At 69.7% G+C, this 15,312-nt stretch carries 13 protein-coding genes; all 13 read left to right on the plus strand.

Annotation, left to right across the window (positions count from 1 at the left end; translation table 11 throughout):
- Positions 1-196 precede the first annotated feature (196 nt).
- The 13 genes from otsA (at position 197) to QRN30_RS11495 (ending at position 14,926) form a co-directional block, all read left to right on the plus strand.
- Positions 197-1,789 (plus strand): alpha,alpha-trehalose-phosphate synthase (UDP-forming), encoded by a 1,593-nt coding sequence (otsA, locus tag QRN30_RS11435; protein WP_017888838.1) that lies wholly within the window; start codon positions 197-199, stop codon positions 1,787-1,789.
- Positions 1,782-2,564 (plus strand): trehalose-phosphatase, encoded by a 783-nt coding sequence (gene otsB, locus QRN30_RS11440; protein WP_284761106.1) that lies wholly within the window; start codon positions 1,782-1,784, stop codon positions 2,562-2,564. The genes otsA and otsB overlap by 8 nt, the downstream gene beginning before the upstream one ends.
- Positions 2,565-2,634: 70 nt before the next feature.
- Positions 2,635-4,329 (plus strand): dihydroxy-acid dehydratase, encoded by a 1,695-nt coding sequence (gene ilvD, locus QRN30_RS11445; protein ID WP_017888840.1) that lies wholly within the window; start codon positions 2,635-2,637, stop codon positions 4,327-4,329.
- Between the two features lie 45 nt (positions 4,330-4,374).
- Entirely contained in the window at positions 4,375-6,198 is a 1,824-nt protein-coding gene (locus QRN30_RS11450) for an acetolactate synthase large subunit (RefSeq protein ID WP_262117723.1), read from the plus strand.
- Entirely contained in the window at positions 6,195-6,695 is a 501-nt protein-coding gene (gene ilvN, locus QRN30_RS11455) for an acetolactate synthase small subunit (RefSeq protein WP_017888842.1), read from the plus strand. The genes QRN30_RS11450 and ilvN overlap by 4 nt, the downstream gene beginning before the upstream one ends.
- Positions 6,696-6,765: 70 nt before the next feature.
- Positions 6,766-7,791, plus strand: coding sequence for a ketol-acid reductoisomerase (gene ilvC, locus QRN30_RS11460; protein ID WP_017888843.1), 1,026 nt, complete (start codon positions 6,766-6,768; stop codon positions 7,789-7,791).
- A gap of 209 nt (positions 7,792-8,000) precedes the next feature.
- The gene (locus tag QRN30_RS11465) at positions 8,001-9,191 is read left to right on the plus strand and encodes a mannitol-1-phosphate 5-dehydrogenase (RefSeq protein ID WP_017888845.1); all 1,191 of its coding nucleotides are present in this window, start codon (positions 8,001-8,003) and stop codon (positions 9,189-9,191) included.
- A gap of 73 nt (positions 9,192-9,264) precedes the next feature.
- Positions 9,265-9,729 (plus strand): hypothetical protein, encoded by a 465-nt coding sequence (locus tag QRN30_RS11470; protein ID WP_042538764.1) that lies wholly within the window; start codon positions 9,265-9,267, stop codon positions 9,727-9,729.
- Positions 9,726-10,106, plus strand: a complete 381-nt coding sequence (locus tag QRN30_RS11475; RefSeq protein ID WP_262159635.1) for a hypothetical protein — start codon at positions 9,726-9,728, stop codon at positions 10,104-10,106. Before QRN30_RS11470 ends, QRN30_RS11475 begins: the two co-directional genes overlap by 4 nt.
- A 217-nt stretch (positions 10,107-10,323) precedes the next feature.
- Positions 10,324-11,913 carry a phosphoglycerate dehydrogenase gene (gene serA, locus QRN30_RS11480; RefSeq protein ID WP_071252124.1) on the plus strand — a complete coding sequence of 530 codons (1,590 nt, stop codon included), beginning with the start codon at positions 10,324-10,326 and terminating at the stop codon, positions 11,911-11,913.
- Positions 11,914-11,926: 13 nt separating this feature from the next.
- Entirely contained in the window at positions 11,927-13,000 is a 1,074-nt protein-coding gene (locus QRN30_RS11485; RefSeq protein ID WP_284761107.1) for a 3-isopropylmalate dehydrogenase, read from the plus strand.
- Positions 13,001-13,015: 15 nt separating this feature from the next.
- Positions 13,016-14,125, plus strand: coding sequence for a branched-chain amino acid aminotransferase (locus QRN30_RS11490; RefSeq protein WP_284761108.1), 1,110 nt, complete (start codon positions 13,016-13,018; stop codon positions 14,123-14,125).
- Positions 14,126-14,155: 30 nt separating this feature from the next.
- Positions 14,156-14,926 (plus strand): fumarylacetoacetate hydrolase family protein, encoded by a 771-nt coding sequence (locus QRN30_RS11495; protein WP_017888851.1) that lies wholly within the window; start codon positions 14,156-14,158, stop codon positions 14,924-14,926.
- Positions 14,927-15,312 lie beyond the last annotated feature (386 nt).

The following is a 15,312-nucleotide window of genomic DNA, read 5'->3' on the forward strand; positions in this document are numbered from 1 at the left end:
AGCACCCGTGTCCCCCCGACACGTGCCTGCAGCGTAGCGGAACCGCCGATCGCCCGTGAATGTGCTGTCCCCACGCTGGTAACTTCGGCAGCGCACCCGGCGCAGCACGCCGGACCCGGCACACCACGCCGGCCGACGCACCGACGCACCCGACGCACCCGGCTCCGGTCGGGCGGAACGGAGATCACACCACCCCATGCCTGCAGACCGCACCGAACAGACCCGCTACTCGTTCGTCGTCGCCTCCAACCGTCTCCCGGTGGACCGCGTCGTCGACCAGGACGGCAACGAGGGCTGGCGGCACTCGCCCGGTGGCCTCGTCACCGCCCTCGAACCCGTCATGCGCGCGAACGACGGAGCCTGGGTCGGCTGGGTGGGGCAGGCCGAGGTCGAGGTGGCACCGTTCGACAACGAGGGCATCCACATCGTGCCCGTGCCGCTCTCCGACGACGACGTCGAGGAGTACTACGAGGGCTTCAGCAACGACACGCTCTGGCCGCTGTACCACGACGTCATCGAGCACCCGAGCTACCACCGCGACTGGTGGAACGCGTACAAGCGGGTCAACGAGCGCTTCGCCGAGCAGATCGCCGAGATCGTCGAGCAGGACGGCATCGTCTGGGTGCAGGACTACCAGCTGCAGCTCGTGCCGGCCCTGCTCCGGGCGAAGCGTCCCGACCTGACGATCGGCTTCTTCAACCACATCCCGTTCCCGCCGGTCGGCATCTACGCACAGCTGCCGTGGCGTGCGCAGATCCTCGACGGGCTGCTCGGCGCCGACGTCATCGGCTTCCAGCGTCACGACGACGCCAGCGACTTCCTGCGCGCGGTGCGGCACATCAAGGGCTACACGACCAAGGGCACCACGATCGACGTCCCCGTCGACGACCCGGCCGCCCCGCGCAGCCGCAAGGGCATCACGGTCCGTCACGTCGAGGCACGGCACTTCCCGATCTCGATCGACGCCGAGAGCTTCGAGGCGATCGCCCGCAAGCCCGAGGTGCAGGAGCGTGCGCGGGAGATCCGCGCGAGCCTCGGCAACCCCAAGACGGTGCTGCTCGGCGTCGACCGGCTCGACTACACCAAGGGCATCCGGCACCGCATCAAGGCCTTCGGTGAGCTGGTGGAGGACGGCCGCATCGCGGTCGAGGACGCCACCCTCATCCAGGTCGCGAGCCCGAGCCGCGAGCGTGTCGACTCGTACGCGGCGCTCCGCGACGAGATCGAGCTGAGCGTCGGCCGCATCAACGGCGACCTCGGTGTCATCGGCCACCAGCCGATCTCGTACCTGCATCACGGCTACCCGCGCGAGGAGATGGTGGCGCTGTACCTGGCCGCCGACATCATGCTCGTCACGGCGCTGCGGGACGGCATGAACCTCGTCGCGAAGGAGTACGTCGCCGCCCGGTTCGACAACGACGGCGTGCTGATCCTGTCCGAGTTCGCCGGGGCAGCCGACGAACTCAAGCAGGCCGTGATCGTCAACCCGCACGACATCGGTGCGCTCAAGGACTCGATCGAACGTGCGATCCAGATGCCGCGTCGCGAGCGGTCGACGCGCATGCGTGCGCTCCGCAAGCGGGTCCGCGACAACGACGTTGCGCGCTGGTCGCGCTCGTTCCTCGAGGCGCTCGACCGCCACGCGCCGCGGAACGCCCAGATCGACCCGTCCGCCGCCGACCCGCGCGAGCAGCACCGTGAGGCGCAGACCGACAACATGTCGATCTTCGACCAGGACGCCCAGTCCGCCAGGGCTGCCGAGGACACCCGGGAGGCACGTGATGACTGAGACCACCACCGACCAGTCCGCCATCGACGCGGCCCTCGAGACGCTCGCGGCTGCGCCGCGACTCATCGTCGCCCTCGACTTCGACGGCACGCTGGCCCCCTTCGCCGACGACCCGTCGCAGGTCGGGGCGCTGCCCGGCTCGTGGGCGGCGGTGCTGACCCTGCACCGCGCGAAGGACACCGAGGTGGTGCTGGTGTCCGGGCGTCCCCTCGGCAGCCTCGCCGAGGTGACCCACGCGCCCGAGGACATGGCGCTCGTCGGCTCGCACGGCGTCGAGTGGCGCGTGGACGGCCACGACGAGGCCGCGCTGACGGACGACGAGGTCGATCGTGTCGCACGGATCGGTGCGGCGCTCGACGAGGTCGGGGCACGGTTCCCGGGCGTCGTCATCGAGCACAAGCCCGCCGGGCACGGGGTGCACACCCGACGTGTCTCCGCCGAGGTCGCAGCCGAGGCGGACGCGGCGGCGAGCCGTGCTGCGCACGAGGCCGTCCCCGAGGTGCTCGAGCGCGGTGGCAAGGACATCGTCGAGTTCGCGGTGCGGCACGTCACGAAGGGTGACGCCATCGCCCGGCTCCGCGACCTGCACGGCGCCGACGCGGTGTTCTTCGCCGGCGACGACGTCACCGACGAGGACGCCTTCCGCGTGCTCGGCGACGGCGACGTCGGGGTGAAGGTCGGACCGGGCGAGACCCGGGCCGGGTACCGCATCGCCGACCCGGCGGCACTGACCGGGGTCCTGAAGCAGCTGGCGAGGCTGCGCGCCACCCGCTGATAACGGCCCCCGAGCATGAGAAAGCACGGGGGTGGACGGCTGGTATCCCAAACCGTCCTAGACTCATCCCATGCCTGATATCGACGTCAAGCCGCGCAGCCGGGTCGTCACCGACGGGATCGAAGCAACCACCTCGCGTGGCATGCTGCGGGCCGTCGGTATGGGAGACGAGGACTGGAGCAAGCCGCAGATCGGCATCGCGTCCTCGTGGAACGAGATCACGCCCTGCAACCTGTCGCTCGACCGTCTCGCACAGGGTGCGAAGGAGGGCGTGCACTCCGGTGGCGGATACCCGCTGCAGTTCGGCACCATCTCCGTCTCCGACGGCATCTCGATGGGCCACGAGGGCATGCACTTCTCCCTCGTCTCGCGGGAGGTCATCGCGGACAGCGTCGAGACCGTCGTCAACGCCGAGCGCCTCGACGGCACGGTCCTGCTCGCGGGCTGCGACAAGTCGCTGCCCGGCATGCTGATGGCCGCCGCACGCCTCGACCTGGCGAGCGTCTTCCTGTACGCGGGTTCGGTCATGCCGGGCTACGTGAAGCAGGCCGACGGCACGATGAAGGAAGTCACGATCATCGACTCCTTCGAGGGCGTCGGCGCGTGCAAGGCCGGCACCATGAGCGAGGAAGAGCTCAAGAAGATCGAGTGCGCCATCGTCCCCGGCGAGGGCGCCTGCGGTGGCATGTACACCGCGAACACGATGGCCTCGGTCGCCGAGGCCCTCGGCATGTCGCTGCCGGGTTCGGCTGCTCCGCCGAGCGCGGACCGTCGCCGTGACTACTACGCGCACCGCTCCGGCGAGGCCGTGGTGAACATGCTCGAGCACGGCATCACCGCACGCCAGATCCTCACGAAGGAAGCCTTCGAGAACGCGATCGCCGTCGCGATGGCCCTCGGCGGTTCCACCAACGTCATCCTGCACCTGCTCGCGATCGCCTACGAGGCCGAGGTCGAGCTGTCGCTGGACGACTTCAACCGCATCGGCTCGAAGGTCCCGCACCTGGCCGACATGAAGCCCTTCGGCAAGTACGTCATGGTCGACGTCGACCGCAACGGCGGCATCCCCGTGATCATGAAGGCGCTGCTCGACGCGGGCCTGCTGCACGGCGACTGCATGACCGTGACGGGCAAGACCGTCGCCGAGAACCTCGCCGAGATCGACCCGCCGGCACTCGACGGCGAGGTCTTCCGCACCCTCGACAACCCGATCCACGAAACCGGTGGCCTGACCGTCCTGCAGGGTTCGTTCGCACCCGAGGGCGCAGTGGTGAAGACCGCGGGCTTCGACGCCTCGGTCTTCGAGGGCCCGGCTCGTGTGTTCGACCGTGAGCGCGCCGCGATGGACGCCCTGACCGAGGGAGGCATCCAGAAGGGCGACGTCGTCGTCATCCGCTACGAGGGCCCCAAGGGCGGCCCGGGCATGCGCGAGATGCTCGCCATCACGGCGGCCATCAAGGGCGCCGGCCTCGGCAAGGATGTACTACTCTTGACCGACGGTCGATTCTCAGGCGGCACAACCGGCCTCTGCATCGGCCACATCGCACCGGAAGCAGTGGACGCAGGTCCAGTCGCTTTCGTTCGTGATGGCGACCGCATCCGTGTCGACATCGCGGCTCGTTCGCTCGACCTACTGGTCGACCCGGCCGAGCTGGAGGCCCGCCGTGACGGCTGGGCCCCGCTGCCCCCGCGCTACACCCGCGGAGTCCTCGCGAAGTACGCCAAGCTCGTCAAGTCCGCTGCCCAGGGCGCGGTCACGGGCTAGCGTCCGACACCCGCACCACCGCCACCACTCAGGCAAGGACCACTCATGCCCACGGAAGCAACTCCGTTGTCCGCGGCCGCCGGTGCACGCCGGTCGCCGGAGATCCTGACCGGCTCGGGAGCCGTCCTCCGGACGCTCGAGCACCTCGGGATCACCGACGTCTTCGGCCTGCCCGGCGGAGCCATCATCCCGTTCTACGACGAGCTGATGGCGTCCACCACGATCCGGCACATCCTCGTCCGTCACGAGCAGGGCGCCGGCCACGCCGCCGAGGGCTACGCCTCGTCGTCCGGCAAGGTCGGCGTCGCCATCGCCACGTCGGGTCCCGGCGCGACGAACCTCGTCACCGCCATCGCCGACGCCTACATGGACTCGGTGCCGTTCATCGCGATCACCGGCCAGGTGTTCTCGACGCTGATGGGCACCGACGCCTTCCAGGAAGCGGACATCGTCGGCATCACGATGCCGATCACGAAGCACTCGTTCCTGGTGACCGACCCGGCCGACGTGCCGGCGACCCTCGCCGCGGCGCACCTCATCGCGACGACCGGTCGCCCCGGCCCGGTGCTGGTGGACATCACCAAGGACGCGCAGCAGAAGTCCGCGCCCTACGTGTGGCCGCCCAAGCTCGACCTGCCCGGCTACCGCCCGGTCACCAAGGCGCACGGCAAGCAGATCACCGCGGCCGCCCAGCTGCTGTCCGAGGCGCAGCGTCCGGTGCTCTACGTCGGCGGCGGCGTCATCCGCTCCGGTGCGACCGCCGAACTCCTCCGCTTCGCCGAGGCGACCGGTGCGCCGGTCGTCACGACGCTGATGGCGCGCGGCGCGTTCCCGGACTCGCACCCGCAGCACCTCGGCATGCCCGGCATGCACGGCACGGTGCCGGCGGTGCTCGGCCTGCAGGACAGCGACCTGATCGTCGCCCTCGGTGCCCGCTTCGACGACCGTGTCACCGGCAAGGCCGACGAGTTCGCGCCGGACGCCAAGGTCGTGCACGTCGACATCGACCCCGCCGAGATCTCGAAGATCCGCTTCGCCGACGTCCCGATCGTCGGCGATGCCCGCGAGGTCCTGGTCGACCTGCTCGACGCCTGGGGTGGCATCGCGATCGAGGACCGCGCCTCGACGGAGGAGTGGTGGGCGAAGCTCCACCAGCTCAAGACCGACTTCCCGCTCGGGTACGCCGAGCCGACCGACGGGCTGCTCGCCCCGCAGGGCATCATCAAGCGCATCGGGGAGCTCTCCGGCCCCGAGGCCGTGTACGCCTCCGGTGTCGGGCAGCACCAGATGTGGTCCGCGCAGTTCATCAAGTACGAGCGGCCCAACGCCTGGCTCAACTCCGGCGGTGCCGGCACCATGGGCTACTCGGTCCCCGCGGCGATGGGGGCGAAGGTCGCCCAGCCCGACCGCGTGGTCTGGGCGATCGACGGCGACGGCTGCTTCCAGATGACGAACCAGGAACTCGCGACCTGCGTCATCAACGACATCCCGATCAAGGTCGCGATCATCAACAACTCGTCGCTCGGCATGGTCCGGCAGTGGCAGACGCTGTTCTACGACGGCCGGCACTCGTTCACCGACCTCGAGACGGGGCACGCCTCGCGCCGTGTGCCGGACTTCGTGAAGCTGGCCGACGCGTACGGTGCCCTCGGCATCCGCGTCGAGAAGGCCGACGAGGTCGACGCCGCGATCGAGCTCGCCCTCGCCACCAACGACCGTCCGGTGGTCATCGACTTCGTCGTGAGCCGTGACTCCATGGTCTGGCCGATGGTCCCGCAGGGCGTCAGCAACTCGTCCATCGAGTACGCCCAGGCACTCGCGCCCACCTGGGACGACGAAGACGCCGACATGACGGGAGAAACCGCATGAGCCACGTCCTCTCCCTCCTCGTCGAGGACAAGCCCGGTCTGCTGACCCGTGTCGCGGGACTGTTCGCCCGACGCGGGTTCAACATCGAGTCGCTCGCCGTCGGCAACACCGAGGTGGACGGCCTCAGCCGGATCACGGTCGTCGTCGACGTCGAGGACCTGCCGCTGGAACAGGTGACGAAGCAGCTCAACAAGCTGGTGAACGTCATCAAGATCGTCGAACTGGACTTCTCGCAGTCGGTCCAGCGCGAGCACATGCTCGTGAAGGTGCGCGTCGACAACCAGACGCGTTCGGCGGTGCTCGAAGCAGTGAACCTGTTCCGTGCCCAGGTCGTCGACGTGGCGACCGACTCCCTGATCGTCGAGGTGACCGGCGACCCCGGCAAGATCCAGGCGATCCTCCGCGTGCTCGAGCCCTACGGCGTCAAGGAGCTCGCCCGTGCGGGTCTCCTCGGCATGGGCCGCGGACCGAAGAGCATCACCGATCGGGTGCGCTGAGCGCCCGTCACACCCTTCCCGGGCGCCGACGGTGCCCGGCACTCCCACAGAACCAAGGAGACACACCCTCGTGACTGACATCGTGTACGACGCTGACGCCGACCTGACGCTCATCCAGGGCAAGAAGGTCGCGGTCATCGGCTACGGCTCGCAGGGCCACGCCCACGCACTCAACCTCCGTGACTCGGGCGTCGAGGTGAAGATCGGCCTCAAGGAGGGCTCGAAGAGCCGGCAGAAGGCCGAAGAGGCGGGCTTCGAGGTCCACACGCCGGCCGACGCCACGGCCTGGGCCGACGTCGTCGTCATCCTCGCGCCGGACCAGGTCCAGCGCATCGTCTACGCCGAGGACATCCGCCCGAACCTCAAGCCGGGCGCGACGCTCGTCTTCGGCCACGGCTTCAACATCCGCTTCGGCTACATCGAGGCCCCCGAGGGCGTCGACGTGTCGCTCGTCGCGCCGAAGGGTCCCGGTCACACCGTCCGCCGCGAGTACGAGGCCGGCCGTGGCGTCCCCGTCATCGTCGCCGTCGAGGTCGACGCGTCCGGTTCCGCCTGGGACCTCGCGTGGTCGTACTCCAAGGCCATCGGCGGGCTCCGCTCCGGCGGCATCAAGACGACCTTCACCGAGGAGACGGAGACCGACCTGTTCGGTGAGCAGGCCGTCCTCTGCGGTGGTACCTCGCAGCTCATCCAGTACGGCTTCGAGACCCTGGTCGAGGCGGGCTACCAGCCGCAGATCGCCTACTTCGAGGTCCTGCACGAGCTCAAGCTCATCGTCGACCTCATCTGGGAGGGCGGCCTCACCAAGCAGCGCTGGTCGATCTCCGACACCGCCGAGTTCGGTGACTACGTCTCCGGCCCCCGCGTGATCTCGCCGGACGTCAAGGAGAACATGAAGGCGGTGCTCGCGGACATCCAGAACGGGGCCTTCGCGAAGCGCTTCATCGACGATCAGGACGCCGGCGCCCCCGAGTTCAAGGCACTCCGCGCCAAGGGCGAGGGGCACCCCATCGAGGCCACCGGCCGTGAGCTCCGCGCGCTCTTCGCGTGGAAGCAGAACGACGGTGACTACGTCGACGGCTCGGCCGCGCGGTAGTCTTCCGAGAACACTCGACGACGAGGCGGCGGTGCACCCTGCACCGCCGCCTCGCGATGTGACCCGAACGTTATGCAGCAGCTCTTCTCCAGCCCCCACGCCGCGGACCGGCATGCCTCCGCGCTCCCCGCGGCCGATTCCCGACACTCGTCGGCCGTGCTGCGCTCCGGCGGTCAGGACCGCCCCGACCAGCATGGGATGATCGTCGGATGGCGGTGACGAAGCGAGCGGTCCACATCGGCGCCGGCAAGATCGGGCGCGGGTTCGTGGGCCAGTTCCTCGTGGCGAGCGGCTACGAGCTCACCTTCGTCGACGTCGACGAACGCGTGGTCTCGGCCCTCAACGAAGCCGGACGCTTCGTGGTGCACGAGGTCGGCGAGATGCCGGTCGAGCACCTCGTCTACGGGTTCCGTGCCCTGAACAGCAAGACCGACCGCGAGCGCGTGGTCCGGGCCATCGCCGAGGCCGACGTCGTGACCACCGCAGTGGGGGCCCGCACGCTCCCGCTCGTCGCGCCGCTCATCGCCGAAGGGCTCGCGGCACGACCGCTCGAGCACGGCGACGTCACGATCGTCGCGTGCGAGAACGCGTTCAACGCGACCGACTCCCTGCACGCCAGCATCCGCCGCGCTCCGATCCTCGAAGACCGCGACATCGCCGCCGTCTTCGCGAACTGCGCCATCGACCGCATCGTGCCCGACCAGTCCGGCGTCCTCGGCCAGTCGGGTGGCCTCGACGTCGTGCTCGAACCGTTCTACGAGTGGGTCATCGAGCGCACCCCGTTCCTGGGTTCCGACGCCGAACCGCCGACGATCGAGGGCGTCACCTGGGTCGACGACCTGCAGCCGTTCGTCGAGCGCAAGCTCTACACGGTGAACACCGCCCACGCCACGGCCGCCTACCACGGGTACGTGCGGGGCATCCGGCTCATCCGTGAGGCCCTGGAGGACGACGCCGTCCGCGCCGAGGTCGACGGCGTGCTCGCCGAGACCACCGCGCTGCTCATCGCGAAGCACGGCTTCGACCCCGAGGACCACGCGCGCTACGTCGCCGCGAACCTGTCCCGCATCGCGAACCCGCACCTGCCGGACTCCACGGCGCGCGTCGGACGCAATCCGCTCCGCAAGCTCGGCCGTCGTGAACGCTTCGTCGGCCCGGCATCGCAGCTCGCCGAGCGCGGCCTGCCCGTCGAGCACCTGCTCGGGGCCGTCCGTGCGGCACTCGCCTTCGACGACGAGAACGACCCGGAGTCGATCGAGCTGCACGCGCTCCTGCGTTCCGGGGCGACCGCGCACGCGCTGACCGAGATCCTCACGGGCCTGATGGAGAGCCACCCGCTCTTCCCGGCAGTCCGTGACGTGGTCGCCGGGGTGCTCGCGACGCAGCCTGCCGACGTCTGACCGCCGCCGCCGCCGCGCCACTCGCCGACACCCGCTGGTCCGCCCGACGTCGCGTCCCTCGTAGAATCGGGGCATGACCACGGCAGCATCCCCACCAGACGGGTCGATCGACCCGGACGTGCCGAACGCCGTCGACACCGACGACGCCGCCCTCAGCTGGGGTGACGCCGACGACGCCACGCACGTCGACGCGGCGCACAACCCGGTGGCGGTCCGCGACCGCGGAGCGCGCGACCCCGAGGCCCCCGAGACCTCCGGTGCACTCGTCGGGTTCGGCATCTTCGGTGGCCTCTACCTGCTCTACACGGTGGCCTGGCTCCTCACCGCGTCGACCGCGTACGTCTCCGGCGTCGACACGGTCCTGACGCTCTTCGTCGAGGTGCTCCGCTTCCTCGCGATCCTCGCGCCGGCACTCTGGTTCACGGTGGTGCTCTGGGCGGCGCGCAGCAGCCGCACGCGGACCCGCCTGCTCTGGATGCTCCTCGGCGCCGTCGTGCTCTTCCCCTGGCCCTTCCTCCTGACCCGGAGCTTCGGGTGACCGGGGCCGTCCCGACGACCCGTCGGGCCACCGCTCCCGTCGTCGCGAAGCTCGTGGTCTGGGTCGTGTTCGCGGCGCTGTTCGCGTACATGACGGTGCAGGCCGTCGGCAACCTGACGCAGATCAACCAGCGAGTGGACGCCTTCAACGCGTTCCTCCAGACGACCTCCGGTGGCGACTCGCTGCAGACCAGCACCCCGTGGCTGTGGCTCGTGCTCGACATCCTCATCGCGCCGGTCGCGTTCGTCGCGGCGATCGTCATCACCCGGCGTTCGAGCATGCCCGTCACGATCGCGGTGTTCGTGGTCGCCTTCGCGGGCGCCGGCGCCCTCTGGCTCGACCTCCAGCTGTTCGTCCCGACGCTGCTGGACTTCTGACGCGACCCGCCGACGGCCAGGAGGCGCGGTGCGGCACCGCCCCGCGCCTCTCCCCACCGGCACGGCCGGACCGCCGCTGGCGCGGCGCTCCGGAACCGGCGGCGTGGGCCCTGGCCGTCGTGTGGTTCTCCACAGGACCGCTCCCGCGGTCGTCACCACCGGCCCGCGTCGATAGCATGGTGGGATACCAACCGTCTCGAGTGAGGAAACAGCTGCTGTGTCGAAGCCGGTCGTCCTGATCGCCGAAGAACTCTCGCCCGCAACGGTCGACGCCCTCGGGCCCGACTTCGAGATCCGGAACGTGGACGGCACCGACCGTCCGGCGCTCCTGGCGGCGCTGTCCGACGCGCACGCCGTCCTCGTGCGGTCCGCCACCAAGATCGACGCCGAGGCGATCGCCGCGGCACCGAGCCTCAAGGTCGTCGCCCGTGCCGGTGTCGGCCTCGACAACGTCGACATCAAGGCGGCGACGACCGCCGGCGTGATGGTCGTGAACGCGCCGACCTCGAACATCATCTCGGCGGCGGAGCTCACGGTCGGACACATCCTGTCGCTCGCGCGGCACATCCCGGCCGCTCACGCCTCGCTGGCCGCCGGTGCGTGGAAGCGCTCGTCGTACACCGGTGTCGAGCTCTACGAGAAGACCGTCGGCATCATCGGCCTCGGCCGCATCGGCGCGCTCATCACCCAGCGGCTGCAGGCCTTCGGCGTGACGGTCATCGCGTACGACCCCTACGTCACCACGGCACGTGCGCAGCAGCTCGGGGTCGAGCTCGTCTCCCTCGACGACCTGCTGCGTCGGGCGGACTTCACCACGATCCACATGCCGCGGACGCCGGAGACGCTGGGCATGATCTCGGACGCCCAGTTCGCGCTCATGAAGCCGACCGCGTTCGTCGTGAACGTGGCCCGCGGCGGCCTGATCGACGAGGACGCCCTGCACCGGGCCCTCACGTCGAACACCATCGCCGGTGCCGGTCTCGACGTCTTCGTCGCCGAGCCCCCGAAGGACTCGCCGCTCCTGGCGCTGCCGAACGTCGTCGTGACGCCGCACCTCGGCGCCTCCACCGACGAAGCGCAGGAGAAGGCGGGCGTCTCGGTCGCCAAGTCGGTCCGTCTCGCCCTCGGCGGCGAGCTCGTCCCCGACGCCGTGAACGTCGCCGGCGGGGTCATCGACCCGTACGTGCGCCCCGGCATCCCGCTCGTCGAGAAGCTCGGCCAGGTCTTCACCGCGCTCGCGACCTCGCCGGTCACCAGCATCGACGTCGAGGTGCACGGCGAGCTGGCCGAGTACGACGTCAGCGTGCTGAAGCTCGCGGCACTCAAGGGTGTCTTCACCGACGTCGTGAGCGACCAGGTCTCCTACGTCAACGCCCCGCTCATCGCGGAGCAGCGCGGGGTCACCGTCCGCCTGATCACCGAGACCGACAGCCCCGAGTACCGCAACGTGCTCACCATCCGCGGCGCGCAGTCGGACGGCCCGGCGATCAGCGTGTCCGGCACGCTCACCGGCCCGAAGCAGGTCGAGAAGCTCGTCGAGATCAACGGGCACGACGTCGAGGTGCCGCTCGACCGGCACCACGTCGTGATGGAGTACACCGACCGACCGGGCATCGTCGCGGTCTACGGCAAGGAGTTCGGCCAGGCCGGCATCAACATCGCCGCGATGCAGATCTCGCGCGAAGCCGCGGGCGGCCAGGCGCTGAGCGTCCTGACGGTCGACTCACCCGTCCCTGCCGAGATCCTCGAGCACGTCCGCTCGGCGATCGACGCGTCCTCGCTCCGCGAGATCGACATCACGCTCTAGGGGAGTGGCGGACATGAGCACTGCGCAGACGATCCGACTCGCTGTCATCCGTGGCGACGGCATCGGCCCCGAGGTCGTCGCCGAGGCCCTGAAGGTCCTGCACGCGGTCCTGCCGGACGACCTCGTGGTGCGGGAGACCCCGTTCTCCCTCGGTGCCGCACGGTACCTGGAGACCGGGGACATCCTGACCGACGACGACATGGCGGCCATCGCGCAGCACGACGCGATCCTGCTCGGTGCGGTCGGCGGCGACCCGCGTGACCCGCGGCTCGCCGGCGGCATCATCGAGCGGGGGCTCCTCCTCAAGCTCCGCTTCGCGTTCGACCACTACGTGAACCTGCGCCCGACGACGGTGCACCCGGCCGTCCCGACGCCGCTCGCCGACCCCGGCGAGGTCGACTTCGTGGTCGTGCGCGAAGGCACCGAAGGGCCGTACGTCGGCAACGGCGGTGCGATCCGGACCGGTACCCCGCACGAGATCGCGACCGAGGTCTCGTTGAACACCGCCTTCGGTGTCGAGCGGGTCGTGCGGTACGCCTTCGCGTTGGCGGACCGACGCCCGCGTCGGCACCTGACCCTGGTCCACAAGAGCAACGTCCTGGTGCACGCCGGAGCCCTCTGGCAGCGCACCGTCGCGGCTGTCGGCGCCGAGTACCCGGACGTCACCGTCGACTACCAGCACGTGGACGCGGTCACCATCCACATGGTCCGTGACCCCGCACGGTTCGACGTCATCGTCACCGACAACCTGTTCGGCGACATCATCACCGACCTGGCCGGCGCGATCAGCGGCGGCATCGGTCTGGCGGCCTCGGGCAACATCAACCCGGACGGCACCTTCCCCAGCATGTTCGAGCCGGTCCACGGTTCCGCACCGGACATCGCAGGCCAGCAGCAGGCCGACCCCACTGCCGCGATCCGCTCCGTCGCCCTGTTGCTCGACCACCTCGGTCGCGGTGACCTGGCGGCGGCGGTGACGGCTGCGGTGGAGTCCGACCTCGCAGACCGGGGCACCACGCCGCGTCGCACGGCCGAGATCGGCGACGCGATCGCCGCCGCGGTCACGGCACGCACCACCACCGCCTGAGAAGGAGTCCTCCCCATGAGCACCGACACCGCCTTCGGACTCGAGTTCGCCAGCACCCCGTCCGCCGACCGCCGCGCAGCCGCGGAGCGGGAGCAGATCCTCGCCGACCCGGGCTTCGGCAAGCACTTCACCGACCACATGGCCACGGTCGAGTGGACGCTGGACGACGGCTGGCACAGCGCGTCGATCCACCCGTACGGCCCGCTGTCCCTCGACCCGAGCGCGAGTGTCCTGCACTACGCCCAGGAGATCTTCGAGGGGCTCAAGGCCTACCGGCACGCAGACGGCTCGGTCTGGTCGTTCCGGCCGGACGCCAACGCGAAGCGCTTCCAGCGGTCCGCCCGACGCCTGGCGCTCCCGGAGCTCCCGGTCGAGGCGTTCGTCGAGTCGATCCGGCAGCTCGTGCAGACCGACGTCGACTGGGTGCCCTCGGCGCCCGAGACGAGCCTGTACCTGCGGCCGTTCATGATCGCGACGGAGTCGTTCCTCGGGGTCCGCGCCGCCCAGGCCGTCGCGTACCACTGCATCGCGAGCCCCGCCGGGGCGTACTTCACCTCCGGCCCGAAGCCGGTGTCGATCTGGCTGTCGACGCAGTACGCCCGAGCCGGCAAGGGCGGGACCGGCGCCGCGAAGACTGGCGGCAACTACGCTTCGTCGCTGCTGCCCCAGCAAGAGGCCTACGAGCACGGCTGCCAGCAGGTCATGTTCCTCGACTCGGTGGAGGGCAAGTACCTCGAAGAACTCGGCGGCATGAACGTCGTCCTGGTCAAGTCCGACGGCACCCTCGTGACGCCCGACTCCGAGTCCATCCTCGAGGGGATCACGCGTGACTCGATCCTGCAGCTGGCCGAGGACCGCGGCCTGACGGTCGAGAAGCGCCGGGTGACGCTCGACGAGTGGCGTGACGGCGTCGCCGACGGCTCCATCACCGAGGCCTTCGCGTGCGGTACCGCCGCCGTGGTGACCCCGATCGCCGAACTCCGGGGCGAGGGCTTCGCGATCGGTTCGCCGACCGTGGGGGCCGGGGAACTCACGATGGCGCTGCGCGACGAGCTCACCGACATCCAGTACGGCCGTCGTCCCGACCCGCACGGGTGGATGACCAAGCTGACCGACGCGTCCTGATCGACCGGTAGGCGTGGGTAGGGTCGAACGGTGAAGATCGCACGGTTCAGCAGCAAGGGTGAAGACCCCCGGTACGGAATCCTCGACGAGCGGCACCTGGTGGTGCTCGCCGGGGACCCGATGTACCAGGGGTTCGAGACCACGGGGGAGCGCGTCGCACTCGCCGACGCCAAGCTCCTCGCCCCCGTCATCCCGCGGTCGAAGGTGATCGGCGTCGGGCTCAACTACTCGGAGCACGCCTCCGAGATGGACGAACGTGCCGGTGACGACCCGGTGGTGTTCCTCAAGCCGAACACCTCGGTGATCGGTCCGGACGAACCCATCCGACTGCCGGCGGACATCGGCCGCGTCGACCACGAGGGCGAGCTCGCGATCGTGATCGGGTCGCTCGCCAAGAACGTCCGGCGCGAGGACTTCGCGAGCGTCATCCTCGGCTACACGATCGCCAACGACGTGACGGCCCGTGACCTGCAGGCGCGGGACGGGCAGTGGACCCGATCGAAGGGCTTCGACACGTTCTGCCCGCTCGGCCCGGTGATCGAGACCGAGATCGACCCGTCGGACATCCGCCTCGAGACCCGCGTCGACGGTGACCTGCGACAGGCGGCGTCGACGAACGAGATGGTGCACGACATCCCCTCGCTCGTCGAGTTCGTGTCCTCGATCTGGACCCTCCTGCCCGGCGACGTCATCCTGACCGGCACCCCGGCCGGCGTCGGCCAGATCCGCGACGGTGAGATCGTCGAGGTCACCATCTCCGGCATCGGCACGCTCAAGAACCCGGTCATCGCTCGGCACTGACAACGCTCTCGGACGGCCCGTTCCCCAGGTGGGGAGCGGGCCGTCCGTCGTTGTCGGGGGAGCCGTCGTCCCGGGCGGGATGACCGACACGCCCGGGATGTGGCCCGGCTTGGCGCTGCCGTTCACCTCTGCGTAAAGTAATCACTCGTTGCCGCTGAGGCGGAGAACGGAACGGCCGAGACGATCACCGGGTTGAACACCTGGAGATGCAGTCCGGACGGGGTCCCGCTCAGGCAACCAGCCCTCGGATCCATGACCTTCTGGTCGTGAGCCCGGGTGTTGTACAAGACGAATGCCTCTCTGGCGGAATCCTTTTGTGGGTCGAGCGGGGAGTGCGTCTGGTCCTTGAGAACTCAACAGCGTGCACATTGTCAATGCCAATTTAT

Source organism: Curtobacterium sp. MEB011 (genome assembly GCF_030209655.1).
In the GTDB taxonomy this organism is placed as follows: Bacteria; Actinomycetota; Actinomycetes; order Actinomycetales; family Microbacteriaceae; genus Curtobacterium; species Curtobacterium poinsettiae.

Coding starts and splice junctions, on each gene's coding strand:
- otsA (WP_017888838.1), top strand. CDS start 197: ATGCCTGCAGACCGCACCGAACAGACCCGCTACTCGTTCGTCGTCGCC.
- otsB (WP_284761106.1), top strand. CDS start 1,782: ATGACTGAGACCACCACCGACCAGTCCGCCATCGACGCGGCCCTCGAG.
- ilvD (WP_017888840.1), top strand. CDS start 2,635: ATGCCTGATATCGACGTCAAGCCGCGCAGCCGGGTCGTCACCGACGGG.
- QRN30_RS11450 (WP_262117723.1), top strand. CDS start 4,375: ATGCCCACGGAAGCAACTCCGTTGTCCGCGGCCGCCGGTGCACGCCGG.
- ilvN (WP_017888842.1), top strand. CDS start 6,195: ATGAGCCACGTCCTCTCCCTCCTCGTCGAGGACAAGCCCGGTCTGCTG.
- QRN30_RS11465 (WP_017888845.1), top strand. CDS start 8,001: ATGGCGGTGACGAAGCGAGCGGTCCACATCGGCGCCGGCAAGATCGGG.
- QRN30_RS11470 (WP_042538764.1), top strand. CDS start 9,265: ATGACCACGGCAGCATCCCCACCAGACGGGTCGATCGACCCGGACGTG.
- QRN30_RS11485 (WP_284761107.1), top strand. CDS start 11,927: ATGAGCACTGCGCAGACGATCCGACTCGCTGTCATCCGTGGCGACGGC.
- QRN30_RS11490 (WP_284761108.1), top strand. CDS start 13,016: ATGAGCACCGACACCGCCTTCGGACTCGAGTTCGCCAGCACCCCGTCC.